This window comes from Leucobacter chromiiresistens (assembly GCF_001477055.1).
In the GTDB taxonomy this organism is placed as follows: Bacteria; Actinomycetota; Actinomycetes; order Actinomycetales; family Microbacteriaceae; genus Leucobacter; species Leucobacter chromiiresistens_A.
Window position 1 is genome coordinate 1 of sequence record NZ_LDRK01000032.1, and the last position, 22,694, is coordinate 22,694.

The following is a 22,694-nucleotide window of genomic DNA, read 5'->3' on the forward strand; positions in this document are numbered from 1 at the left end:
AGCGTCAGAGGGGTATAAGGGACAGGTGCTGGTACTGGCGGGGGTGCGGCGGCGGGCGGCGGTGTTGCGGTGTTGGTGCGGAATCGCGGCCAGGGGTGTGCGCAGGCGCGGGGCGGCTGCTGCTGCAATCCGGGTGATTCCTGCGCAAAAGACATCCGCTCATACTGCATTTCGCCCGCGCGCATACTGCAACTGGCCTCATTCCTGCGCAGACGGCGTTTCGGCGCTCCGCCGTTGCGTACTGTGAGAAGCGTCTCCCGGAGCACCGGGCGACGTTCACATGCAGTGTCGCGAGCCGGGGGGATCGCGCAAGAGAAGGGATCCCCATGGCCAACATCAATGTCACCTATGCCGAGATGGAGCAGGCGGCGTCGCAGCTCGGATCGGGGCGCGACGAGATCACCGAGAAGCTGCGGCTGCTGCAGTCGCAGATCAACAACCTCGTGGCATCCGGCTTCGTGACCGATCAGGCGTCGGGCAAGTTCAACGCCGCCTACACCGACTACACGACGAGCGCGAACACGGTGGTGCAGAAGCTCACCGAGATTCAGAACTTCCTCACGCAGACGGCGAACGCGATGCGCGATATGGACGCGCAGATCGCTGCCCGGATCAACTGACGCCGGGCCGCTCGGCCCGCGGCGCGCGACCATCCCGCCCGAGGGATCGCGACCGACGCTGCGGGCCGCGCATCACGGTTGTACTACGACTCCTTGGGGAGGAAGTGAGGGAACGCTATGTCTGACGGCCTGAAGGTGTCAGATGCGGTACTCGAAGCGGCATCCGTGCATCTCGCTGCAGCCTCGCGAGTGATGATCGAGGGCAATGCCGCGTTGCCAGCGGGCCCACCCGCGACGCTGACAACTTTGGGTGACGACATCATGCGTTTCGTGAGCGGGCTCTCGACAGCGAGGCTCGCTCTCGCCGACGCCGCAAAAACGGCGAGTATGAGCGTCGCCGGGGTGATGCAGGACAGTTCCGAGTTGGACGCTCGACTGGCGAACGCCTTGCATTCCGGGTTCGCCGTCAGAAGGGCGGCGCGATGACCATCATCGTTCCCCAAGACGCTGCGGAAGTGCTCGAAGGCGTACCCGTGCACGGCTCGGTCGAGGAGATCACTGCGATCACGCGGTATGTTCAGGACGTATCAGCCGACACGATGCAGTACTCGACCGATGTGCAGAACGCGCAGTTCACCCTGCAGACGGAGCGAAGTGCCGCAATCGGATCGATCACTGCGAAGCTCAGTGAGGCGCTGCTTCCCGGTGCCGACGCGGCCTTCCGATCTGCCGAAGACGCGAAGCGTGCGTTCGACGCTTACGCATCCGAGGTCGATCGCATCCACGCGAGCGCCCGCAGTACTCGCGAGCAAACCGAGGAATCCTTGTCGGAGATCCGCGTATCCGCAGCGCGGATCGAGGACATCGCTGCGCTGATCCGCGCCGACGCCGCGTATGCGTGGGATCACGGTGCGCCGGGCGTCATGCCGCAGCCGCACCTCGGCCCGCGCGCCGAAGAACTCGAAGCCGACGAGCAGGACGCGGTGGTGCAGCAGCTTCGTTCCATGCACGAGCATGATTGGACGTCCTACGCATCGATCTGGCGGAACGCCATCGAGTCGATCGAGGAGGCGAAGCGGGTGTGGGCGAACCTCGTCGACGACCGCCGACGCGCTGAGGAACGTCTCTCCGGGGCTCTCGCCGACACTGCGGTCGGCCAGTTGATCAGTCTGAGCTCGGGCGATCCGGAATCGTGCACCTTCACGATCGCTGTGTCGATGTCCGGAGAGCTGTGGGGCGTGAGCGATGACGTGCCGCAGACGACGAAGTCGCATCCATTGCTCAAGAAGCTGATCGGTACCGAATCGGGAGAGCACGTCTGGGAGGATCCGCCGGATCCAGCGGAAGTCGCGGCGGCATGGGCGGCACTCGAACCTGCCGAACGCGACCGCTTGATAGAGGAAACCCCCTGGGTCATCGGCAACCTTCCCGGCCTCCCCTTCGAGGTGCGAGACGTGGCGAATCGCAGAATGGTGGAGTTCTATCAGCGATACCCGCACGCGTTGACCCCTGAACAGCTCGCACTCATGGCGGACATTCGGGAGATCTTGAAGCGCGAAGAGCGTGAGAAAGCAGGTTCCCCGGACGGATCAGCCGACCCCCCGATTCAGGTCGTCTCGTTGGATGTGACCGGTGTGGTGCCGAAGGTCGCTGTCGGATACGGGGACCTGGACACTGCGTCGAATACGTCCTGGCAGGTCGCCGGCATGAACAGTGACGCCCACCTCGCGCTCGAAGGTTGAGACGAGGCGAGCCGAAATGTTTACAACGAGCAAAACGAGATCGCTTCGATGCCGGATTCCAACGCCGTGGTCGCATGGCTCGGCTACGACACCCCGAACATGCCGACGACCGGTGACTTCGGCGTGCTGGACGTGAAAGCAGCGCGGGCTGGAGCGCCGCGGTTCGCGGCGGAACTCGAGGGCCAGCACGCGGCGCGGAGTATCAGCGATTTCGACCCGCCCTTCGTGACCGTTATCTCTCATTCGTACGGCACGACCGTGGCGACAATCGCACTGACGCAGCTGAGAATGGATCACCCGGTGGATGCTCTCGTGATGCTCGGTTCCGCAGGCCTTGACACCGAGCTCGTGCCCTCATACGGCGCGCTTCGGGTCAAAGACCTCGAACCGGGCCAGAAGGCCATCTTCACGACGTTCGCCGAAGGGGACGCGATCGCCCCATTCGGTGCAGGGCTCTCGCGTCGCGGGCAGCCGAACCCGGGCGCGACGGATCCCTTCCGTCAGTATCTTCGGAGCCCGGTTTACGAAGGTGGACTTTCATTCTCCTCAGCAGGAGATCCGAGTCGAGGTCTTGAGGCGAGCGACGGACACTCCGTCACTGGCGAGGGACCACAGGCTTCTTTCATGGGCGGTACCGCGTCTGAGGGTCACGGCTACCTCGATCGGAAGACACAGGTGCTCGAGACAGTTGCGAAACTCTCGAGGGGTGTGATCGATGCGGAACTTCGGGAGTCGTTCACCCGAACCGACGGATTCTGCGTCGAGGTCATTACCGGAATGGACGGAACGGAAATGCCACGACGAGTGAAGTGCGAGAGCAAATGATGATGTTGAGGATCCGCGGTCGGCGTGCCGCAGTCGTTGGGGCTGCGGCCATGGTGGTGCTGACAATGTCGAGCTGCATGAGGGAGGTGCCGATCGTGTCACTCGAATCGGGAAATGAGACGACGAACATGACCTTAAGCGAGCAGCGGGAATGGGTTGGCGAGCAGTTCGACATTGCGATTGAAGCGAGCGCTGTCGAGGACGGATGGTTCAAAACACGTCGTACTCTTCCGTGGACAGATGCTCCTGGAGATCGCGATGGAATTCTGAATATGTTGTACCCGCGAGAATGCAGTGTTGGCGGTCGGCTGGTCGTGTCTTTACAGAATAGAACGGCAGACGACCCTTTTGCGGCGGCCGAAAAGGTGCGCGCGTTCTGGGAATCAGAAGGGTGGACGGTCTCGGATATCCGTTCGTATGAGTCGGATCCGTACTTTCGCGCCGATCGGGAGGATGGAGCCGTTCTAGCGTTTCGAGCTTCGACGGGCAGAATGTCGTTGGAGATCGAGACGTCCTGCTCGGTGCACGGCACGGTGACGAACTGGCAGTACCGCGACGAGGAGGGCAACGAGTTCACGCAAGAGCTCGAGCGACGCGGGGGCGAGGCCGAGAAATGACCGGCGGCCTCCGAACTCACGTCCCGTGTCTCCGGCCGCGCTGCAACTCGGTCGGTTGGGCTCGGCGATGAAGGCGGCTGGTAGGTGCGTAGGAATCGTCGCCGCCACCGTCGTCGCAGCGATGACGTGTTCCGGTTGCATGCAGGAGGTACCGATCGTGTCGAACGAACCCGGAAATCATACGACGAACATGACGTTGGGCGAGCAGCGGGAATGGGTAGCCGAGCAACTCGACGCTGCGATCGCCGCGAGCGGAGTAGCCGACGGTTGGTTCAAGTCACGCCCGACGATTCCGTGGTCCGATAAAGGAATCGATCGCGACGGTGTCTTGAACATGTCGTTCCCCTTCGACTGCGGGTCGGGAGGGCGATTGATCGTCTCGTTGATGAACACGAGTTCGGAGGACCCGATCGCCGCGTCGGAAAACGTGCGCGCCTTCTGGGAATCGGAGGGTTGGGCGGTGTCGAATATTCGATCGTACGAGTCGGACCCGTATTTCCGTGCAGACGGCGAGGATGGTGCGCAACTGGCCTTCATGGCGACGGCAGAGCACATGTCCTTGGAGGTCGTTACCGCCTGCTCGGTGCATGCCACGGTGACGAACTGGCAGTACCGCGACGAGGAGGGCAACGTGTTCACGGAAGAACTCGAGCGACGCGGTGGCGGGGCCGAGAGATGACCGGCGGCAGTCTGATCGGTTGGGCTGGGAAATGAAGGCGGCTGGTAGGTGCGTAGGAATTGTCGTCGCCACCGTCGTAGCGATGATGTGTTCCGGTTGCATGCAGGAGGTGCCGATCGTGTCGAACGAACGCGGAAATCAGACGACGAACATGACGTTGGACGAGCAACGGGAATGGGTGGGCGAGCAATTCGACGCTGCGATCGAAGCGAGCGGGGTTTCTGAGGGCTGGTACGACATCTACGACCAGAACGTCGTTTGGGCCGACGATAGGCCGGAAGACCGCGATAGAACATTGAATTCCTTGTTCCCACGCGACTGCGGGTCAGGGGGGCGACTGATTGTCGCGTTGTTGAATACGAGTTCGGAGGACCCGATCGCCGCCTCCGAGAACGTGCGCGCTTTCTGGGAATCGGAGGGTTGGGCGGTGTCGAATATTCGATCGTACGAGTCGGACCCGTATTTCCGGGCTGATGGCGAGGATGGTGCGCAACTGGCCTTCATGGCGACGGCAGAGCACATGTCCTTGGAGGTCGTTACCGCCTGCTCGGTGCATGCCACGGTGACGAACTGGCAGTACCGCGACGAGGAAGGCAACGAGTTCCCCGAAGAACTCGGACAGATCCTGGCGAACGGAGGATTGTGATGCGTGAGCAGAACAAAGTACTCCGCTTCGTCGTGATACTCGGCGCGGTGAGCGTCGCATTGGCGGTGAGTGCGATCGGATGCACTCGTGCAGAAAGAGGAATGATGCATGGCTGGGGACGGGTCGATGGTGCGGGCATGACGCAGGCGGAGGCGTCGTTGTCGCTGCGTGAGCAGTTCGACCTGGTGGAGGAGCGGATCGTGCGTATGCAGGAGTTGATGACCGACGCGCAGGTGCAGATCAGCTCTGGCCTGTGGAAGTGGGGTCAGAAGGGCGGTGCCCCGATCGCCGATGTGAATGTGTGGTCGGTTCCGGGGATGACGTCGGACAACAGTTACTACTTGAACATAGGGCGGTCAATCCGACCGGAGGGGGCGACGGGGGCGAAGGCGGATCTTGACCCGATGATCGCCTACTTCGAGCAGCAGGGGTGGAAGACGGAGTTCGTAACGCTCGAGCTCGAGGGGGTGTTCGGCCCCGACTACCTCGTTCGGGCGGACACGGGCGACGGGTATCTCGTGAGCTGGGAGGTGCAGGCGAACGGCTATTACAACATGGAGGTGATCAGCAAGACCTTCTGGGGAGACTCAAGTGACCTGCAGGCAGCGGTGAGCGACCGCATTCCCAAAGAAGCCCGAGACATCGAGGAATCAGTGCCGGGGGTGTACGTTCCGTTCCCGGACTGGGATGACCCGCTGGTGAGCGCGCCCGATCTGCTCGATCACTCGGGAAAGGGCGAGTAGCCCGATGCGCCCGACGACCCCATGAAGCTGAAGCTGACGCTCGTCGTGCCGCGCCTCGGGCTCCACGACGTGATGCTCTCGTGCGACGTCACGGGCACGGTCGCCGACGCCGCGCGGGCGCTGCTCACCGCCGGCATCACTGACGACCCCCGCCTGCGCGACGTCGCGCGCGATCGCCTGGCGCCGGTCACGCTGCGCGGGCGAGCGGGTGCCTCCGATCCCGTGCTGCTGCTCGACCCGATGTCGCCGATCAGCGCGTCGGGCCTGCAGTCGGGATGGATCGTCGAACCGGTCGCCGAGTTCGGCACCCGCAGCGGTGAGCGACGCGTCATCGAGATCGGCGGCTACCTCGAAGTCATGACCGGCGCGCACACCGGCGCGACGTACAGCCTCATCGCGGGTGTCAACACGGTCGGCCGCGATCAGAGCTGCCGCGTGCACCTTGGCGACCGGAGCGTCTCGCGGCGGCACGCCGAGATCGAGATCACCGCGGGGAGCGGCGCGGGCATCGTCATCCGCGATCTCGGATCGGCGAACGGCACGAACCTCGGCGGCCCCGACGGCCAGCCGATCGCCGAGCACCTCATCCGACGGTCCACCGAGTTCGCGCTCGGCGAGGTCGTCGTGAGAATCACGCCGGGCCCGCCGGTTCCACCGATCCCCGCCCTCTCGCACCGCGTCATGCACACCCGCGCGCCGCGACTCGCCCCCGTCTTCCCGTCATCGCTGCGCGAGCTGCCCGCCCCGCCGGCGCCCGCGCAGCCGAACCGCATCCCGATGCTCGCCATGCTGGCGCCGATGATGATGGGCGGAGCGATGTTCGTCATCACCCAGTCGCCCATGAGCCTCATGATGGTGGCGTTCTCCCCGATCATGATGATCGGGTCGTGGCTCGACACCCGGATCGGCGGCAAGCGCAAGCAGAAGCGGGATCGCGCGAAGTTCGAAGAGTCGCTCGCAGCCGATCGCGCAGCCCTCGCAGAGCTGAGACGCCGCGAGATCGAAGCACGGTCGGCCGAAACCCCGGCGATCGCTGAGATCGCGGACGCGGTGGAGCGCCGATCCGGCCTGCTCTGGACCCGTCGGCCCGAGCATCGCGCCTTCCTGGAGGTGCGATTCGGCGACGGCGTGCTACCCAGCCGCACGCAGATCGAGCTGCCCGCGCGCGGCGACGCCGATCGCGCCCAGTGGGACGTGCTGCAGCGCATCGCGACCGAGTTCTCAGAGGTCGCGCCCGTGCCGCTGCTCGAACGATTCGAGCGCTGCGGGTCGATCGGCGTGGTCGGCGACCCGATCTGGGCGGAGGGCATGGCGCGATCCCTGCTGCTGCAATTGGTCGGCCTGCACTCGCCGACCGAGCTGGTGATCGCCTGCTTCGCGTCACCGCACCACGCGGCGGAGTGGGAATGGCTGAAGTGGCTTCCGCACGTCGACGCGGTGACGAGTCCGATCGGGTCCTGGCAGCTCGCCGACGACGAGAGCAGCTCGATCCGTCTGATCGCCGCGCTCGAAGGTCTGCTGGCGCTCCGGCGATCCGCGGCGTCGCGTCGAAGCTCGGTGCGGTCGCATCTCGATGGCGAGACGCGCAACGACGAGCAGCACGGGGATGCGATCGACGACCTCCCGACGATTCCGGCGGTGATCGTGCTCGTGCTCGACGCCGTGCACGTCGACCTCTCGCGCATCATCGCCCTCGCCGAAGAGGGGCCCGACTTCGGCATCCACGCGTTGTGGGTGGCGCGAGCGGTCGACGACCTCCCGGCGGCGTGCCGCACCTACGCGGAGCTCGGCAGCGCCGAGGGCGCCGTCAGCTTCGTCCGCTCGAGCAGCCGAGCGCCGCTGCAACGGCTCGAACCGGTCGAATCGATGCGCGCCCTCGAACTGGCGCGGCGTCTCGCGCCCGTCGAGGACACGAGCGCGCGGGCGCTCGACGAGAGCGACCTCCCGAAAGCGGTGCATCTGCGAGACCTGCACGCGGTCGACCTGCTGGGCGGCGCGCAACCGGTGCTGCGGGCCTGGCATCGCTCGGGGAGCGTGACGGCGACCTGGCGGCTCGGGGAGGAGCGCGAACCGATCTCGCTCGCCGCGGTCGTCGGGCAGAGCCCGGACGGCCCGGCGATCGTCGATCTCCGCCTGCAGGGGCCGCACGCGCTCGTGGGAGGAACCACGGGCGCGGGCAAATCCGAGTTCCTGCAGAGCTGGATCATGAGCCTGGCGGCGACGGTCGGTCCGGATCGCCTCACCTTCCTGCTCGTCGACTACAAGGGCGGTGCCGCGTTCGCGGAGTGCGTCGACCTGCCGCACACCGTCGGGCTCGTCACCGACCTCAGTCCGCATCTCGTGCACCGCGCGCTCGCGTCGTTGAGAGCTGAACTGCACCACCGGGAGGAACTGCTGGCGGCGCACGGGGCGAAAGACCTGATCGCGATGGAGCGGCGGTCGGACGCCGCCGCCCCGCCCGTGCTCGTCATCGTCATCGATGAGTTCGCCGCGCTCGCCGCAGAGGTGCCGCAGTTCATCGACGGCGTCATCGACATCGCGCAGCGCGGGCGCTCGCTCGGCCTGCACCTCGTCATGGCGACGCAGCGGCCCGCGGGGGTCATCTCCGACAACCTGCGCGCCAACACCAATCTGCGGGTCGCGCTGCGCATGGCGGACGCAGCGGACAGCAGCGACGTGCTCGGCGTCGCCGACGCGGCGTCCTTCGCCGCCGAGACGCCCGGCCGCGGCGCCATGAAGGTGGGCCCGGGGCGGGCCCGGCACTTCCAGACCGGGTACCTGGGCGGGCGCGCCGTCGACGATCGTCCGGGCGCGCTCGTCGAAGTGCGCTCGCTCGGATTCGCCGAGGGGGCTCCCTGGAGCATTCCTCCTCCCGGGCGCCCGCCGCAGCGCCGCCGCGCGAAACCGCCGCGCGATATCGAACGGCTGCGAGACGGCATCGTCGCAGCGGCGCGGGAGGCCGGGGTCGCCGCTCCCCGCCGACCGTGGCTCGACGCACTGCCCGAGTGGGTGGGGCTCGACGCGCTCAGAGCGCGAGCGCTCGAGCAGCTCGGCGACACGGGCGACGCCGCGATCCTCGGCCTGCGCGATCAGCCGACCGCGCAGGCGCAGCGGCCCGTGCCGATCGATCTCGAGGAGGCGGGGAACGTCGCCTTCGTCGGCGCGAGCGGCACCGGGAAGACGTCGGCGCTCGTCGCGCTCGCCGCGTCGCTCAGTGCGAGCGCCGATGCGCATCCGGTGCAGCTCTACGCCATCGACGCGGGTGGCGGCGCGCTCGACGTGATCGATGCACTGCCGACGGTGGGCGCGGTGGCTCCGCTGACGGACCGGGAGCTCACCGTGCGCGTGCTGCGCCATCTCGTGGATCTCGTCGCCGAGCGGGGCGCGCGGTACGCGGCGGCGCGCGCTTCGGGGCTGCGCGCGTTCCGGCGCACCCCCGGCGGCGGCGGAGAGGCGCGCGTGGTGCTGCTGATCGACGGCTTCGCCGCGTTCAGGCAGAGCGCCGAGACCCGCGCGGGCGCGGATGCTCCGATGCATCTGCTGAGCGAGATCATGTCGGCGGGGCGCTCGGCGGGCGTGCACGTCGTCATGACGAGCGACCGGGCGGGCGTGATCCCCTCCGCCATGTCGTCCGCCGTGCAGCAGCAGTACGTGCTCCGTCTGGCGGGCCAGCACGACTCTCACGCGTTCGGGGTGCGCGCCGACGTGCTCGCCGACGCTCCGCCCGGCCGGGCGGTGCTCGCCGGCACGGACGAGGAGATTCAGATCGCCTGCGTGGGCGACGGCCCGGGCTCCGCGGCGCAGGCCCGCGGGCTCGAACGGCTCGCCGACGAGCTCCGCGCCGGGCGCGTGGCGGAGGCGGTGCCGGTGCGCAAGGCGCCGACCCACCTGGCTCTGACGGAACTCCCGGTCGAGGTCGCCGGGCGCCCGGCGTACGGCATCGACACCGACGGCTTCGCGCCGCTCGGCATGCCGCTGGCGGGCCTCGGCGTGATCGCGGGCCCGCCGGGCTCCGGTCTGTCGACGGCTGCGCGCACCTGCGTGCACGCATACGAGCGCTGGGCCGCGGGCCGCGGTGCCGGGGTCGAGCGGGTGCTGCTGACGTGCGTGTCGCAGGGGCTCCGCGCAGCGGAGGAGTGGGATCGGGTGGCGTTCGGGGCGGACGAGGTGCGGGATCGGGCGCGTGCGCTCACGCATGCGCTCGGCGGGAGACCCCCGTCGCGCCGGGCCGCGTCGCCGACGATCGGGTCGAACGCGATCGGGGGCGGCATCGGCGATGCGCCGGTACCCGAGGCGGAGGGTCCGGCTGCGGCGTTCCCCTCAGCGGGCCGGCGCGGGGTGGTGGTGATCGAGCGCCCGGCCGACACGGAGGGAACGGAGGCTCTGCCCGAACTCGTCGCGCTCGCGCGGGCGGCCCGCCGCTCCGACGTGCTCGTGCTCTTCGAATGGGAGCAGGGGAGCGGCGCGGGGGTCTGGGATCTGTTCACCGCCCTCCGGCAGCCGACCTGGGGGCTCGCCCTGCAGCCCGACGACTCGGAGGGGCAGACGCCGTTCCGAGAATCCCTGGGTCGCGTGAAGCGCGTCGACTTCCCGGCGGGGCGGGGTGTGGCGATCGAGTCGGGGCGCGTGACACCGGTGCACGTCGCGCTGCCCGGGGGTCGCGCGCCGGAGCACGGATCCGCCGCGGCGTCGAGATGAAGCGGCGGCGGGTGCGTTACCCTGGTGATTCGCCCGCCGGAGCGGGCCATATCTGAATAGACATCTCAATACCCAGGAGGCCACTCGTGAAGATCGAACTCGTCACGCTGCGTCAGATCGAGCGTGAGAAGGAGATCCCCTTCGACGAACTGATCGAGATCATCGAGCAGGCGATCCAGTCGGCGTATCTGCGCCACGCGGAGAACCAGAAGCTCCCCGTTCCTCGGGAGAGCGATGTGCGCGTCACCCTCGATCGCAAGACCGGCGAGATCTCGGTGCTCATCCCCGAGCTCGACGACGACGGCCAGGTCATCGGCGAGGCCTACGTGACCACCGACGAGTTCGGCCGAGTCGCGTCGAGCGCCGCCAAGCAGGTCATCAACCAGCGCCTGCGCGACCTCACCGACGACGCGGTGCTCGGCACCTTCAAGGACAAGGAGGGCCAGATCGTCTCGGGCGTCGTGCAGCAGGGTCCGAACCCGCGCATGGTGCACATCGACCTGGGCGAGCTCGAGGCGATCCTGCCCCCCGAGGAGCAGATCCCGGGCGAGAGCTACGCGCACGGCACGCGCCTGCGCGTCTACGTCACCAGCGTCTCGAAGGGGACGAAGGGGCCGCAGGTCGTCGTCTCGCGCACCCACCCGGGCCTCGTCCGCAAGCTCTTCGAGCGGGAGGTGCCCGAACTCGCCGAGGGGCTCGTCGAGATCGTCTCCCTCGCCCGCGAGGCCGGCCACCGCACCAAGGTCGCGGTGCGCGCGAAGCAGGCCGGGATCAACGCGAAGGGCACCTGCATCGGCGAGCTCGGCAGCCGCGTGCGCGCCGTGATGAGCGAACTCGGCGAGGAGAAGATCGACATCGTCGACTACTCGCCCGCGCTGCCCGCGTTCGTGGCGAACGCGTTGTCGCCCGCGAAGGTGACCGACGTGTTCATGCTGAACGAGTCGCTCAAGCAGGTGCGCGCGCTCGTTCCCGACTTCCAGCTCTCGCTCGCCATCGGCAAGGAGGGGCAGAACGCGCGCCTCGCGGCGAAGCTGACGGGCGCGAAGATCGACATCCAGCCCGATTCCATCATGAACGACTGATCAAGGCGCGGGCTGCGCGGCGATCGATTCATCGATCGAGTGTTCGCTCCGCGCGGATGCGGCCCGGCCCCGCGCCGGGCCGCATCTGGGAGTGTTGCGAGAAGGAAGCTGGTAGGATGGTTCCGGTTCGAACCTGTGTCGCGTGTCGCGAACGCGCAGCGCGCACAGAGTTGCTGCGGGTGGTGGTGCACGAAGGTCGGCTCGTCGTCGATGATCGTGCGGTGCTTCCGGGGCGTGGAGCGTGGGTGCACCCCACGGTTCACTGTTTGGACCGTGCGGTGGCGCGAGGATCCCTCCTCCGTGCACTGCGAGTGTCGGGCAAGCCCGACGTAAGTCCCTTAGAGAACAGGCTGAAAAAACTCATGGACAACTAATGAGCGGCTCACAATGATGCCCGTCGGCTAATTTATGGTTCTCGCCTGTCTGGCGTGAACCCAGACAGGAGAAAAGTGGCAAACCCACGCGTACACGAGATCGCTGCGGAGATCGGTGTCGATAGCAAGGTCGTTCTGGCCAAGCTCAAAGATATGGGCGAGTTCGTCAAGGCGTCCTCGTCGAGCATCGCGCCCCCGGTGGCGCGAAAGGTCAAGGCTGCTCTTGAGGCAGAAGGCGTGACCAAGTCCCAGGGCGACGGAGGCGCGGCTGCGAAGCCGGCCGCCAAGAAGCCCGCCGGCAACGGCCCCAAGCCGGGCCCGAAGCCGGCACCCAAGCCCGAGACCCCGGCACCGGCCGCGGAGCAGGCCGAGCCGAAGAGCTCGCCCGCAGCCGATGCCCGTGCTGAGGTCAAGCCCGGAGGGCCCAAGCCTTCGGCGAAGCCCGCCGACGCGAAGCCCGCTGCGGCGAAGCCCGGCACGGCCGAGAAGCCGGCCGCTGCGAAGCCCGGCTCCGCCGCCAAGCCCGGCGCGCCGAAGCCCGGCGGCCCTCGCCCCGGCAACAACCCCTTCGCGTCGAGCCAGGGCATGGGCATTCCCCGTCCTCCCCGCCCGGGCAACAACCCGTTCGCCCCGAATCAGGGCATGGGCCGTCCCGGTGGCGGCGCGGGTCGCCCGAACCCCGGCAACATCCCCCGTCCCGCTCCCCGCCCGCAGGGCGGCGCCGCAGGCGGCCGCGCAGGCGGCCCGGGTCGTCCCGGCGGCGGTCGCCCCGGTGGCGGCGGCGGCTTCAACCGTCCCGGCGGCGGTGGCGCTCCCGGTGCCGGCGGCTTCGGCGCTCCCCGTCCCGCAGGCGGATTCGCCGGCCGTGGCCGCGGTGGCCGTGGCGCCGGCACCGCCGGTGCGTTCGGTCGCGGCGGCTCGAAGAGCAAGGCGCGCAAGTCGAAGCGGGCGAAGCGGCAGGAATTCGAGATGCGGGAGGCGCCGTCGCTCGGCGGCGTGAGCGTTCCCCGCGGCAACGGCTCGACCCCGGTGCGTCTGCGCCGCGGCGCGTCGCTCTCGGATTTCGCCGACAAGATCGACACCAATGCGTCGAACCTCATCACCGTGCTCTTCCACCTGGGCGAGATGGCGACGGCGACCGAGTCGCTCGACGAGGCGACCTTCCAGATCCTCGGCGACGAACTGGGCTACAAGATCCAGATCGTCTCTCCCGAGGATGAGGATCGCGAGCTCCTCGAGGGCTTCGACATCGACATTGATGCCGAGCTCGAGGAGGAGGGCGACGACGTGCTGCAGCCGCGACCCCCGGTGGTCACGGTCATGGGCCACGTCGATCACGGCAAGACCCGACTGCTCGACGCGATCCGCAAGGCGGACGTGGGCGGCGGCGAGGCCGGCGGCATCACCCAGCACATCGGTGCGTACCAGGTGCACACCGAGCACGAGGGCGTGGAGCGCGCGCTGACCTTCATCGACACCCCGGGTCACGAGGCGTTCACCGCCATGCGCGCCCGTGGTGCGCAGGTCACCGACATCGCGATCCTCGTGGTCGCGGCCGACGACGGCATCATGCCCCAGACGATCGAGGCGCTGAACCACGCGCAGTCGGCGAACGTGCCGATCGTGGTCGCGGTCAACAAGATCGACAAGGAGGGCGCGAACCCGGAGAAGGTGCGTCAGCAGCTCACCGAGTTCGGCCTGGTCTCCGAGGAGTGGGGCGGCGACGTCATGTTCGTCGATGTGTCGGCGAAGAACAACGTCGGCATCAACGACCTGCTCGACGCCGTGCTGCTCACGGCGGACGCCGGACTCGACCTGCGCGCGAACCCCGACAAGGACGCTCGCGGCGTAGCCATCGAGGCGAAGCTCGACAAGGGCCGCGGCTCCGTCGCGACCGTGCTCATCCAGTCGGGTACGCTCCGGGTCGGAGACGCGATCGTCGCCGGTACGGCCTACGGCCGCGTGCGTGCGATGAGCGACGAGAACGGCGATCCCGTGGTCGAGGCGGTTCCGTCGCGGCCGGTGCAGGTGCAGGGTCTCTCGAGCGTGCCGCGCGCGGGCGACAACTTCATCGTCACCTCCGAGGACCGCACGGCGCGCCAGATCGCCGAGAAGCGCGAAGCGGCGGAGCGCAATGCGATGCTCGCGAAGGCTCGCAAGCGCATCAGCCTCGAGGAGTTCACGAAGGCGCTCGAGGATGGCAAGGTCGAGTCGCTCAACCTCATCATCAAGGGCGACGTGTCGGGTGCTGTCGAGGCGCTCGAGGAGTCGCTGATGAAGATCGAGGTCGACGACTCGGTGCAGCTGCGCATCCTGCACCGCGGCGTCGGCGCGATCACCGAGTCGGATGTGGATCTCGCCACGATCGACAACGCGATCGTCATCGGCTTCAACGTGCGCCCCGACGTCAAGGCCCGCGAGCGCGCAGCGCGCGAGGGCATCGACATCCGGTTCTACAACGTCATCTACAACGCGCTCGATGACATCGAGAACTCGCTCACGGGCATGCTCAAGCCGGAGTACGAAGAGGTCCAGTCGGGCGTCGCCGAGATCCGCGAGGTGTTCCGCTCTTCGAAGTTCGGCAACATCGCGGGTGTCATCGTGCGGAGCGGTACGATCACGCGCAACGCGAAGGCTCGCGTCATCCGCGAGGGCGTCGTCGTCGCGGACGGCCTGGCGATCGAGTCGCTGCGCCGCTTCAAGGACGACGTCACCGAGGTGAAGACGGACTTCGAGGCCGGTATCGGGCTCGGCAAGTTCAACGACATCCAGGTCGGCGACGAGATCGAGACCACCGAGATGGTGGAGAAGCCGCGCGGCTGACGCGCGGTCGCCCAGCAGGGGCGGGGAGGATCGGCTTCGGCGGATCCACCCCGCCCCTGCGGCGTTTCACCCGCGCCTGGGGGCGTTTCACCCCGTGCGTCATGCAGGAGAACCGGCATCGAGCGGATGCCATCGCGCGAATCGTGCACGCGGGAGCGAGGATCTCCTGCATGGGGAACGCTGCGGAGGGGCGTGGGGTGGAGCGCGTTCGGGCGGAGCAGGCTCGGGTGGCTCGGGCGTTGCGGGTGCTGTGCGGGTGCGCGTGGCAGTTCCCGGTCCCCGGTGCCCCAGTCGTGCAGGAGATCCGGCGTCGTGCGGATGCGATCGCGCGTTTGCTACCTGCGCGAGCGAGGATTCACTGTGCGAACAACGGCCCGCGACGGCGAGCTGCGGCGAACCACGACGAACGACGGCACGCTGTCGCAGCACCGCCCGAGAATGCCGCAGGCCCGCGCCGCCGAAGCGGACGCGGGCCTGCGTGCTCGATGCGACGCGCGGTCAGAAGCGGTCGAATCGTCGTCCGAGCGGGCTCGACGGGAGGAACATGAAGACGAGCACCACGAGCGGTCCGACGTAGGGGATGAAGCTCAGGAAGTAGAACGGCCCCGCGAAGTTCGCGTCGTGGAAGCGGCGCCAGGTCACGGCGATGGTCGGCACCAGCAGGCCGAGGCCGACGGCCAGGAGCAGGATCACGCCGACGATGAGGATCGTGATCCCGAGCCCCGCGGCGGGTGCGGAAGAGGCCGAGCCGAACTCGTCGCCGAAGCCGTCGTTGTAGGCGGAGGAGGCCGCGCTGGCGGAGGCGAGCATCACGGCACCCGCGATGTAGAACGCGAGCGGGATGAGCGAGGCCAGGAAGCTGAAGAGCACCGTCCACCAGTACTCGCTGCGCGACGCGCGGCCGCTGAAGCCGGCGTAGTTCTTGAGGAACCGGCGGATCGCCTGCCCGAAGGTGGCTCCGTAGAGCGGGCGGCTGAGATCGTCGGGGTCGGTCGTTCCGTTGAACGGCTCGCCGGGACCCGGCGTTCCCGCCGGTCCGGCGTAGGCGGGTGCCCCGGCGTAGGCCGGCTGCTGCGGGTACGCGGAGGGCGCGGGCGCTGCGAACGGCGCCGGCGGCTGCACGGGCTGCTGCGGAGCCGAGTACTGGGGTGCCCCGTACTGCGGCGTCTCCGGCTGCGCTGCGGAGTACTGCGGCGCTCCGTATTGCGGCGCCTGAGAGTCGGGTGCGGAGTACTGCGGCGCTCCGTATTGCGGCGCCTGGGGGTCGGGTGCCCCGTATTGCGGCGCCCCGTACTGCGGCGGGGTGCCGTCGGCGGGCGCCTGCTGCGCGTCGGGCGCCGCTGACCCGGTCTCGGCCTGGCCCGGCTGCTCGTTCTCGGGCTGCGCCGGGTTCTCGGGGGTGGGCGGGTACGTCATGAAGACGCCTCCTCAACTGCTCGTCGCGTACGTCTGACTGCATCCATCGTAGGGCCCGCTTCACGCGGCGCCTGAGAACGATCCGGCGGTAGTCTGGTGCTATGAGCAATCCACGGGCGGGAAAAGTCGCCGAGCGCATCCAGCAGATCATCGCACGGCGCCTCGAGAAGGGGCTGCGCGATCCGCGCCTCGGCTTCGTCACGATCACCGATGTGCGGGTGACGGGCGACCTGCAGCACGCCAGCGTGTTCTACACGGTGTACGGCGATGAGCAGGAGCAGACGGACACGGCGGCGGCGCTGAAAGCGGCGACCGGCATGCTGCGCACGGAGGTCGGCAAGCAGCTCGGCACGCGGCTCACCCCGGTGCTCGAGTTCATCCACGACGAGCTGCCGGAGAGCGCGCAGCACCTCAACGAGCTGCTCGCCGAGGCGAAGCGGCGCGACGACGAGGCTGCGGCGCTCGCGGCCGATGCGCAGTACGCGGGCGAAGAGGATCCGTACGTGAAGCCCCGCGAGGACGAGGATCGCTGACGCCGCGCCGTCTCAGGGCAGCCGCGCCTGACCGTCGGCCTCGATGATGAGGCCGTCGGCGATGAGTGAGTCGTAGGCGCGTTGCGGCTGCTCCTGATCGGCGACGCCGCCGACGGCCGCGACTTCGAGTGCCTCGGCGCGCGCGACGGGGTGGGCCGAGCGCCGGAGGAGCGCCATGATCCGGCCCCGTACCTGACGATCGCTTCCGGCGAATCGCGCCTGCTTGGGGCGCTTCTCGGGCGCGTTGTCGGGGTAGCCGGCTCCGCGCCATTCGCACCACGCCGCGACGGGGCACGCGTCGCACCTCGGCGCTCGGGCGGTGCAGACGGTGGCCCCGAGCTCCATGGCCGCGGCGTTGAACACGGCGGCGGCTTCGGGCGCGCGCGGCAGGAGCGATTCCATGTCTGCGAGGTCCGCGGGCGCGGGCATGCCCGCTGCGGCTCGTCCGTGCACGAGCCGGGCGATCACGCGTCTCGTGTTGGTGTCGACGACCGGGTGCCGCTCGCCGTACGCGAATGCGGCGACGGCTCGGGCGGTGTACGGTCCGATTCCGGTGAGCGCCAGCAGCGCGTCGACGCTCTGGGGCACAGTGTCGCCGTGCCGCTCCGAGATCTCGACGGCGGCGCGATGCAGCCAGAGAGCTCGGCGCGGGTACCCGAGGCGATCCCATGCGCGCACCGCCTCGCCGGGTTCGTCTGCGGCGAGGGCGGAGGCCGTGGGCCAGCGCTCCATCCAGGCGAGCCAACGGGGGAGCACGCGTTCGACCTGCGTCTGCTGCAGCATGAATTCGGAGACGAGGATCGCCCACGGCGTGACCTCGGCGCCGCGCCAGGGCAGGTCGCGCGCCGAGTGCGCGTACCAGTCGTTGACCGCCGTCGAGATCTCGGCGGCGGTGGCGGCGGTCGGCTTCATCGGCTCCAGTGTAGGACGCTGGTGCGTCGAGCCGGCTGCGGTGCGGTCGGCCGACGTGCTCGGAGGGGGCGCGGCGGCGCCGCCGGTAGGCTGAGACGGTGACGAACGACCCAGCCATTCTGCCCGCGCAGGGCGCCATCTTGCTCGTGGACAAGGCGGAGGGCTGGACGAGCCACGACGTCGTCGCGAAGGCGCGGCGCGCGCTCGGCACCCGCAAGGTGGGGCACGCGGGCACCCTCGACCCCATGGCGACGGGCCTGCTCGTGCTGGGGGCGGGGCCGTCGACCCGGTTGCTCACGCATCTGGTCGGACTCGACAAGACGTACTCCACCACGATTCGGCTGGGCTCTGCGACCGTGACCGACGATCGGGAGGGGGAGCGGATCAGCACGGCGGGTGCGGATGCCATGGCGCTGGTGACCGCCGATCGGATCGCCGCGGCCGCGGCCGCGCTCACCGGAGCGATCGAGCAGGCGCCGAGCGCGGTGAGTGCGATCAAGGTGGACGGTCGGCGTGCGTACGACCGCGTGCGGTCGGGGGAGTCGGTCGAGCTGCGGAAGCGGCCCGTCACGGTGCACTCCTTCGAGCTGGGCGAGCCGCGCAGCGGCCTCGACGAGACGGGCGCGCCGGTCGTCGACGTCGACGCGACGATCCGCTGCTCGACGGGGACGTACATTCGCGCACTCGCGCGGGATCTCGGGGAGGCGCTCGGCGTGGGCGGCCATCTCACCGTGCTGCGGCGCACACGGGTCGGGCCGTTCGACGTGGCGGATGCGGCGCCGACGGAGGCGCTCGCGCTCGGCGATCCGCTCCCGCTGCGCGCTCCGGCGCGGGTGGCTGAGCAGCTCTTCCCGCGTCTCGATCTGAGCGCGGTTCAGGCGCTCGACCTGAGCAACGGCAAGAAGCTCGATGTCGGAGCGTCGGTCGCCGACGCTCCGCTCGTCGCCGCGGTGGGTCCGGGAGAGCGCCTCGTCGGGCTGGTGCGGGTGCAGCGGGGCCGGGTGCGCGCGGTGACGAACTTCCCGGCGGAGACGGGAGTGCGCCCGTGATCGCGTGGTACGGCGTCGCGGTGATCGTGGTCGCGCTCGCCGCCGCGGTGCTCTGCAGCGTCGAAGCCCTGCGGAAGCGGTCGCCGAACGACTTCACGATGGGGGCGACGCTGGTGGTCGCGCTGCTGCTGGTCGCGCAGGTCGTCGTCTCGATCGTCGCGCCGTTCTCGGGCAACGCGCCCGAGGGCGACCCGCTCGAATTCTGGATGTACCTCGTCGTCGCGCTGCTGCTGCCGCTGGGGGCGGGATTCTGGGCGCTGATCGACCGCACGAGGTGGGCGAATCTGGTGCTCGCTGTGGTGCACCTCTCGGTGGCGGTGATGACGTACCGCATGTTGGTGATCTGGGGCTGACCGGGTCGGAGGCGCGGGGCACGGTTGCGACACGCTGGCGTGTCCTCCACCCTCAATGCGTTATTGAGGGTTTAGAATCCTCAGCTTGACTTGAGAGAATCACACCGGTGTAATTATGTGAGCGCGGTTGCGAACACGCGCCGCTGAAGTCGAGGAAGGGACGGGATGTTGAGCGATACTTCGCACACGCCGGTACCCGGTAACTGGTTCGTCGATCCGGTGTTCCTCGGCACTCCCGGAATCCGGCGCGATGACGAAGAGGGCCTCTCGTGGCAGAGCGATGCGCTCTGCGCGCAGACCGACCCCGAAGCCTTCTTCCCGGAGAAGGGCGGATCGACGCGCGAGGCCAAACGCATCTGCGAGGGGTGCGAGGTGCGCTCCGAGTGCCTCGAATATGCGCTCGAGAACGATGAGCGCTTCGGCATCTGGGGCGGGCTCTCCGAACGGGAACGCCGAAAGCTGCGTCGCGAAGCGATCTGATCCGCGAGCGGCATGGCTCCGAGGCGCGCACAACAAGCCCGCCTAGACTTGCCGAGTGATGCGCACCCGAGTAACCGCCATACTGGTCGCCCAGCGGGGCGGCGAGTGGCTCGATCAGACCATTGCCGGCATCGCCGGGCAGACGCTCGCGCCCGCGAACATCATCGCGGTGAACAACGGCGGATCGGACGGGGTGCGCGAGCAGCTGCTCGCGAGCGGGGCCGAACGCGTCGTCGGCATCCCCTCCCGCGTTCCGTTCGGGCAGGCGGTCGCGCGCGCCGTGGACGCGATGGCGCCGCTGCCGGACGAGGGCAACGCCGGGGTGCGCCCCGATGCGGAGCTCACTCGTCAGGGCGAGGGCCAGCCGCGCCTGCTGCCGGGCACGGCGCCCGACGAGTGGATCTGGCTGCTCAGCGAGGATTCCTGCCCCGAGCCGGAGGCGCTCGAGCGGATCGTCAGCACGGTGCAGCGTTCGCCATCGGTGGTCGTCGCGGGGCCGAAGGTCGTCGACTGGGATCGCCCCGACCGCATCATCGAGCTCGGCCAGAGCCTCACGCGCTACGGATCGCGCTGGGTGCTGCGACGGCAGGAGCTCGACCAGCAGCAGTACGACCACATGCAGGACGTGCTCGCCGTGGGCCCCGTCGGCATGCTCGTGCGCCGTGACATCTGGCAGGAGCTCGGCGGCTTCGACCCCGCGCTTCCCGTCTACGACGACGGACTCGATTTCTGCGTGCGCGCGCGTCTCGCCGGGCATCGTGTGGAGGTGGCTCCCGCCTCGCGCGTCCGCTTCGCCCAGAGCGGCGTCGCGGGCCCGCGCATCGATCGCCGACGATCGGTGCTCCGCCAGGCGCACCGCCAGGCCCGCACCTCGCATCTACACCGGCGCATTGCATACGCGCCCGCGATCGTGGCCTGCTTCGCCTGGCTCGGACTCCCGGTGTACGCGGTGCTCCGCGTGCTGTGGGCACTGATCCGCGAGCAGCCGGGGTACATGCTCGGCGAGTTCGTATCGGCCTTCGCCGTATTCTTCCGGCCGCATGCGATCCTCGCGTCGCGGCGCCGCATCAAGCAGCACTCCTCCGCGGGGTGGTCCGCCGTGCGGCAGCTGCGCATCGACCCGAAGAGCGTGCGCACGGCCCGCATGATCGATCGCGAGGCGATCCTCGCCTCCTCGGGACGGCAGCGCCGGGAGATGCACTTCATCTCCATGGGCGGCCTCGCCGTGCTCTCCGCCGCCGCGGTCGCCGCGATCGTTCTCACGTGGTGGGCCTTCCCGCAGACCAGCCTGTTCGGCGGCGGCCTCGCCCCGCTGAGCCCGCTCGACCAGCTCTGGGCGAACACGCGCCCGGTCGACGGGGTGCCCGCTGATCCCTTCACGTGGGTGCTCGCCCTGATCGGAACGCTCACGTTCTGGAATCCGTCGCACGCGGTCGTGCTGCTCATGATCGTCTCGATTCCGCTCACGGCGCTCGGAGCGTGGATCTGGGCGGCGCAGCTCACGGAGTCGAAGGCGGGGCGCGCGCTGCTCGCGATCGGCTTCGCGCTCAGCCCCGTGCTGCTCGGCTCGCTCGAGGCTGGCCGCCTGCAGACGCTGGTGCTCGCCGTCGTGCTGCCGTGGCTGCTGCTCGCCGCATCGCGCTGCCGCGAATCGTGGAGCTGGGCCGGCACCGCCTCGCTGCTCGCCGCCACTGCGCTCGCCGCCGCGCCCATCCTCATCCCCGCGGCGGTCATCATGCTCGTCCTGGGGCTCTTCACCACGCTGCGCGGCGTCGCCCGCGTGCTCACCACGGCGATCGTGCCCGCCATCCTCTTCGCGCCGAAGATCTTCACGAGCATCGTCGCCGGCCGCCCGCTCGACGTGCTGCTCGACCCCGGCATCAACGCCCCGTTCCAGCCCGGCACGACCTGGCACCTGCTGATCGGCTACCCGGAGTTCGGGCTCGAGGGCTGGGCCGGCATCCTCGACGGCATCGGCCTCGGCGGCCCGCCCGCCACGCTGCTCGTCGGCGTGCTGATGCTGCCGCTCGCGCTGCTGGCGCTGCTCGGGCTGTTCACCGGGCGGGTCGCCGTCACGCTGCTGCACTCCGCACTCGGCGCGCTCGGCCTCGCGACCGCCGTCGCGGCGGGCCAGCTGCAGCTCACCGCCGCGGGGGAGTCGAGCATCTCGGTGTGGACGGGCTCGGGCCTCGCGCTCTACTGGATCGCGATCCTCGGTCTCGGCGCCGTCGGAGCGGAGGCGCTGCGGAGGGGTGCGGCGCCCGTGGTCGCGGTCGCCCTCGCCGCCGCGATCGTCGCCGTGATCCCGGTCTCGTCGCAGCTGATGCTCAACCGCGCCCCCTTCGTCTCGGCCTCCGATCAGATGCCCGCGCTCGTGCAGGCCGCCGGTGAGACGGACCCCGGAGTGCGCACGCTCGTGATCACCGCGGAGGGGGACCACGCAGTGCGCGCCGAGCTCGTGACGGGATCGGGCCTGCGCCTCGACGAGATTCGCACGGCGCTGACCACGCCGGTGGAGCGGGAGGCGGATCGGCAGGTCGCCGACCTCGTCGCGGGCCTCGCCAGCATCGGGGGCGCCGATGTCACCGACGCGCTGCGCGCGGCCGGCGTGGGCTTCGTGCTGCTGCCGAGCGGCGGCGACGATGTGGAGCGCGCCGAGCTGCAGCGGGTGTTCGATCAGCACGAGGCGCTGTCGAGCGCCGGGCTCACGGAGCAGGGGCTGCTCTGGCGCGTGCAGCACGCCGACGCGCAGGATGCCGAGGTGGGCGACTCCGCGACCCGGCTCGGCGGCACGTCGCTGAGCGGCACGACGATCTGGGCCGTGCAGCTCGCGGTGCTCTTCGGAGTGCTGCTGCTCGCGCTGCCGACCGCCGAGGTCACCTGGCGGCCCGAGAAGCGGAAGCGCCCCTCGCGGCGGAAGTCGCGGCCGGCCCGCGTGCGCGTCGGCGCGGGCCGCCCGAACCGCGCCCCGTCGCCGGGCGCCGCAGGGGAGCCGGGTGCCGCAGATGAGCCGGTCGCCGCCGATCAGTCGGTCGCCGCCGATCAGGCTCCGGTCGCCGGTGCGCCGGAGACTTCGGCCGATCCTGCGGCCGCCGACGAAGCGCATCCCGCTGACGACGCGCACCAGGCCTCCGAGGCGAACCCGGCTGCTGAGACGTATCC

General features: G+C 69.2%; 18 protein-coding genes and 1 pseudogene. 17 read left to right on the plus strand and 2 right to left on the minus strand.

Annotation, left to right across the window (positions count from 1 at the left end):
• Window positions 1-326 precede the first annotated feature (326 nt).
• The 12 genes and pseudogenes from NS354_RS06790 (at window position 327) to infB (ending at window position 14,789) form a co-directional block, all read left to right on the plus strand.
• A complete protein-coding gene (locus NS354_RS06790) occupies window positions 327-620 on the plus strand; it encodes a WXG100 family type VII secretion target (protein WP_058593820.1) in 294 nt (97 codons plus the stop codon).
• A 117-nt stretch (window positions 621-737) separates the two neighbouring features.
• Window positions 738-1,046 (plus strand): hypothetical protein, encoded by a 309-nt coding sequence (locus tag NS354_RS06795; protein ID WP_153002135.1) that lies wholly within the window; start codon window positions 738-740, stop codon window positions 1,044-1,046.
• Window positions 1,043-2,302 carry a hypothetical protein gene (locus NS354_RS06800; protein ID WP_058593822.1) on the plus strand — a complete coding sequence of 420 codons (1,260 nt, stop codon included), beginning with the start codon at window positions 1,043-1,045 and terminating at the stop codon, window positions 2,300-2,302. The genes NS354_RS06795 and NS354_RS06800 overlap by 4 nt, the downstream gene beginning before the upstream one ends.
• 36 nt (window positions 2,303-2,338) lie before the next feature.
• Window positions 2,339-3,127, plus strand: a pseudogene (locus NS354_RS06805) (alpha/beta hydrolase); the annotation flags it as partial.
• Window positions 3,128-3,177: 50 nt separating this feature from the next.
• A complete protein-coding gene (locus NS354_RS13360; RefSeq protein WP_153002136.1) occupies window positions 3,178-3,744 on the plus strand; it encodes a hypothetical protein in 567 nt (188 codons plus the stop codon).
• A 157-nt stretch (window positions 3,745-3,901) separates the two neighbouring features.
• Window positions 3,902-4,423: a hypothetical protein gene (locus NS354_RS06810; protein WP_153002137.1), complete on the plus strand. Its 522-nt coding sequence runs from the start codon at window positions 3,902-3,904 to the stop codon at window positions 4,421-4,423.
• Between the two features lie 118 nt (window positions 4,424-4,541).
• Window positions 4,542-5,069 carry a hypothetical protein gene (locus NS354_RS06815; protein ID WP_153002138.1) on the plus strand — a complete coding sequence of 176 codons (528 nt, stop codon included), beginning with the start codon at window positions 4,542-4,544 and terminating at the stop codon, window positions 5,067-5,069.
• Window positions 5,069-5,812, plus strand: a complete 744-nt coding sequence (locus NS354_RS06820) for a hypothetical protein (protein ID WP_153002139.1) — start codon at window positions 5,069-5,071, stop codon at window positions 5,810-5,812. Before NS354_RS06815 ends, NS354_RS06820 begins: the two co-directional genes overlap by 1 nt.
• A gap of 21 nt (window positions 5,813-5,833) precedes the next feature.
• Window positions 5,834-10,510: an FtsK/SpoIIIE domain-containing protein gene (locus NS354_RS06825; RefSeq protein ID WP_058593827.1), complete on the plus strand. Its 4,677-nt coding sequence runs from the start codon at window positions 5,834-5,836 to the stop codon at window positions 10,508-10,510.
• Window positions 10,511-10,596: 86 nt separating this feature from the next.
• Window positions 10,597-11,592: a transcription termination factor NusA gene (nusA, locus tag NS354_RS06830; protein WP_058593828.1), complete on the plus strand. Its 996-nt coding sequence runs from the start codon at window positions 10,597-10,599 to the stop codon at window positions 11,590-11,592.
• A gap of 116 nt (window positions 11,593-11,708) precedes the next feature.
• On the plus strand, window positions 11,709-11,966 hold the full coding sequence (locus NS354_RS13135; protein WP_082677953.1) for a YlxR family protein: 258 nt from the start codon (window positions 11,709-11,711) through the stop codon (window positions 11,964-11,966).
• 75 nt (window positions 11,967-12,041) lie between these two features.
• Complete coding sequence (infB, locus tag NS354_RS06835) at window positions 12,042-14,789, plus strand: translation initiation factor IF-2 (RefSeq protein ID WP_058593829.1); 2,748 nt, start codon at window positions 12,042-12,044, stop codon at window positions 14,787-14,789.
• A gap of 498 nt (window positions 14,790-15,287) precedes the next feature.
• Here infB and NS354_RS06840 read toward each other — a convergent pair whose 3' ends face one another.
• Entirely contained in the window at window positions 15,288-16,205 is a 918-nt protein-coding gene (locus tag NS354_RS06840) for a DUF805 domain-containing protein (RefSeq protein ID WP_058593830.1), read from the minus strand.
• Between the two features lie 101 nt (window positions 16,206-16,306).
• Here NS354_RS06840 and rbfA point away from each other — a divergent pair, with 101 nt between their 5' ends.
• Window positions 16,307-16,738: a 30S ribosome-binding factor RbfA gene (gene rbfA / locus NS354_RS06845; protein WP_058593831.1), complete on the plus strand. Its 432-nt coding sequence runs from the start codon at window positions 16,307-16,309 to the stop codon at window positions 16,736-16,738.
• 12 nt (window positions 16,739-16,750) lie between these two features.
• On the opposite strand, the gene NS354_RS06850 is transcribed toward rbfA, so the two are convergent.
• Window positions 16,751-17,650, minus strand: coding sequence for an A/G-specific adenine glycosylase (locus NS354_RS06850; RefSeq protein WP_058593832.1), 900 nt, complete (start codon window positions 17,648-17,650; stop codon window positions 16,751-16,753).
• Window positions 17,651-17,748: 98 nt separating this feature from the next.
• Here NS354_RS06850 and truB point away from each other — a divergent pair, with 98 nt between their 5' ends.
• From truB to NS354_RS06870, 4 genes are all read left to right on the plus strand, one after another.
• A complete protein-coding gene (truB, locus tag NS354_RS06855; RefSeq protein ID WP_058593833.1) occupies window positions 17,749-18,699 on the plus strand; it encodes a tRNA pseudouridine(55) synthase TruB in 951 nt (316 codons plus the stop codon).
• Window positions 18,696-19,052, plus strand: coding sequence for a hypothetical protein (locus NS354_RS06860; protein ID WP_058593834.1), 357 nt, complete (start codon window positions 18,696-18,698; stop codon window positions 19,050-19,052). Before truB ends, NS354_RS06860 begins: the two co-directional genes overlap by 4 nt.
• A 165-nt stretch (window positions 19,053-19,217) precedes the next feature.
• A complete protein-coding gene (locus NS354_RS06865; RefSeq protein WP_010156128.1) occupies window positions 19,218-19,532 on the plus strand; it encodes a WhiB family transcriptional regulator in 315 nt (104 codons plus the stop codon).
• 58 nt (window positions 19,533-19,590) lie between these two features.
• Window positions 19,591-22,694, plus strand: a 3,104-nt coding sequence (locus NS354_RS06870; RefSeq protein WP_058593835.1) for a glycosyltransferase, incomplete at its 3' end; no start/stop codon positions are given.

Excerpts from the sequence above, each read along its gene's own strand:
- NS354_RS06820 (WP_153002139.1), top strand. The coding sequence starts at position 5,069 with ATGCGTGAGCAGAACAAAGTACTCCGCTTCGTCGTGATACTCGGCGCG.
- NS354_RS06795 (WP_153002135.1), top strand. The coding sequence starts at position 738 with ATGTCTGACGGCCTGAAGGTGTCAGATGCGGTACTCGAAGCGGCATCC.
- NS354_RS06825 (WP_058593827.1), top strand. The coding sequence starts at position 5,834 with ATGAAGCTGAAGCTGACGCTCGTCGTGCCGCGCCTCGGGCTCCACGAC.
- NS354_RS06865 (WP_010156128.1), top strand. The coding sequence starts at position 19,218 with ATGTTGAGCGATACTTCGCACACGCCGGTACCCGGTAACTGGTTCGTC.
- NS354_RS06800 (WP_058593822.1), top strand. The coding sequence starts at position 1,043 with ATGACCATCATCGTTCCCCAAGACGCTGCGGAAGTGCTCGAAGGCGTA.
- rbfA (WP_058593831.1), top strand. The coding sequence starts at position 16,307 with ATGAGCAATCCACGGGCGGGAAAAGTCGCCGAGCGCATCCAGCAGATC.
- NS354_RS13360 (WP_153002136.1), top strand. The coding sequence starts at position 3,178 with ATGGTGGTGCTGACAATGTCGAGCTGCATGAGGGAGGTGCCGATCGTG.
- NS354_RS06790 (WP_058593820.1), top strand. The coding sequence starts at position 327 with ATGGCCAACATCAATGTCACCTATGCCGAGATGGAGCAGGCGGCGTCG.
- NS354_RS13135 (WP_082677953.1), top strand. The coding sequence starts at position 11,709 with ATGGTTCCGGTTCGAACCTGTGTCGCGTGTCGCGAACGCGCAGCGCGC.
- NS354_RS06850 (WP_058593832.1), bottom strand. The coding sequence starts at position 17,650 with ATGAAGCCGACCGCCGCCACCGCCGCCGAGATCTCGACGGCGGTCAAC.
- NS354_RS06840 (WP_058593830.1), bottom strand. The coding sequence starts at position 16,205 with ATGACGTACCCGCCCACCCCCGAGAACCCGGCGCAGCCCGAGAACGAG.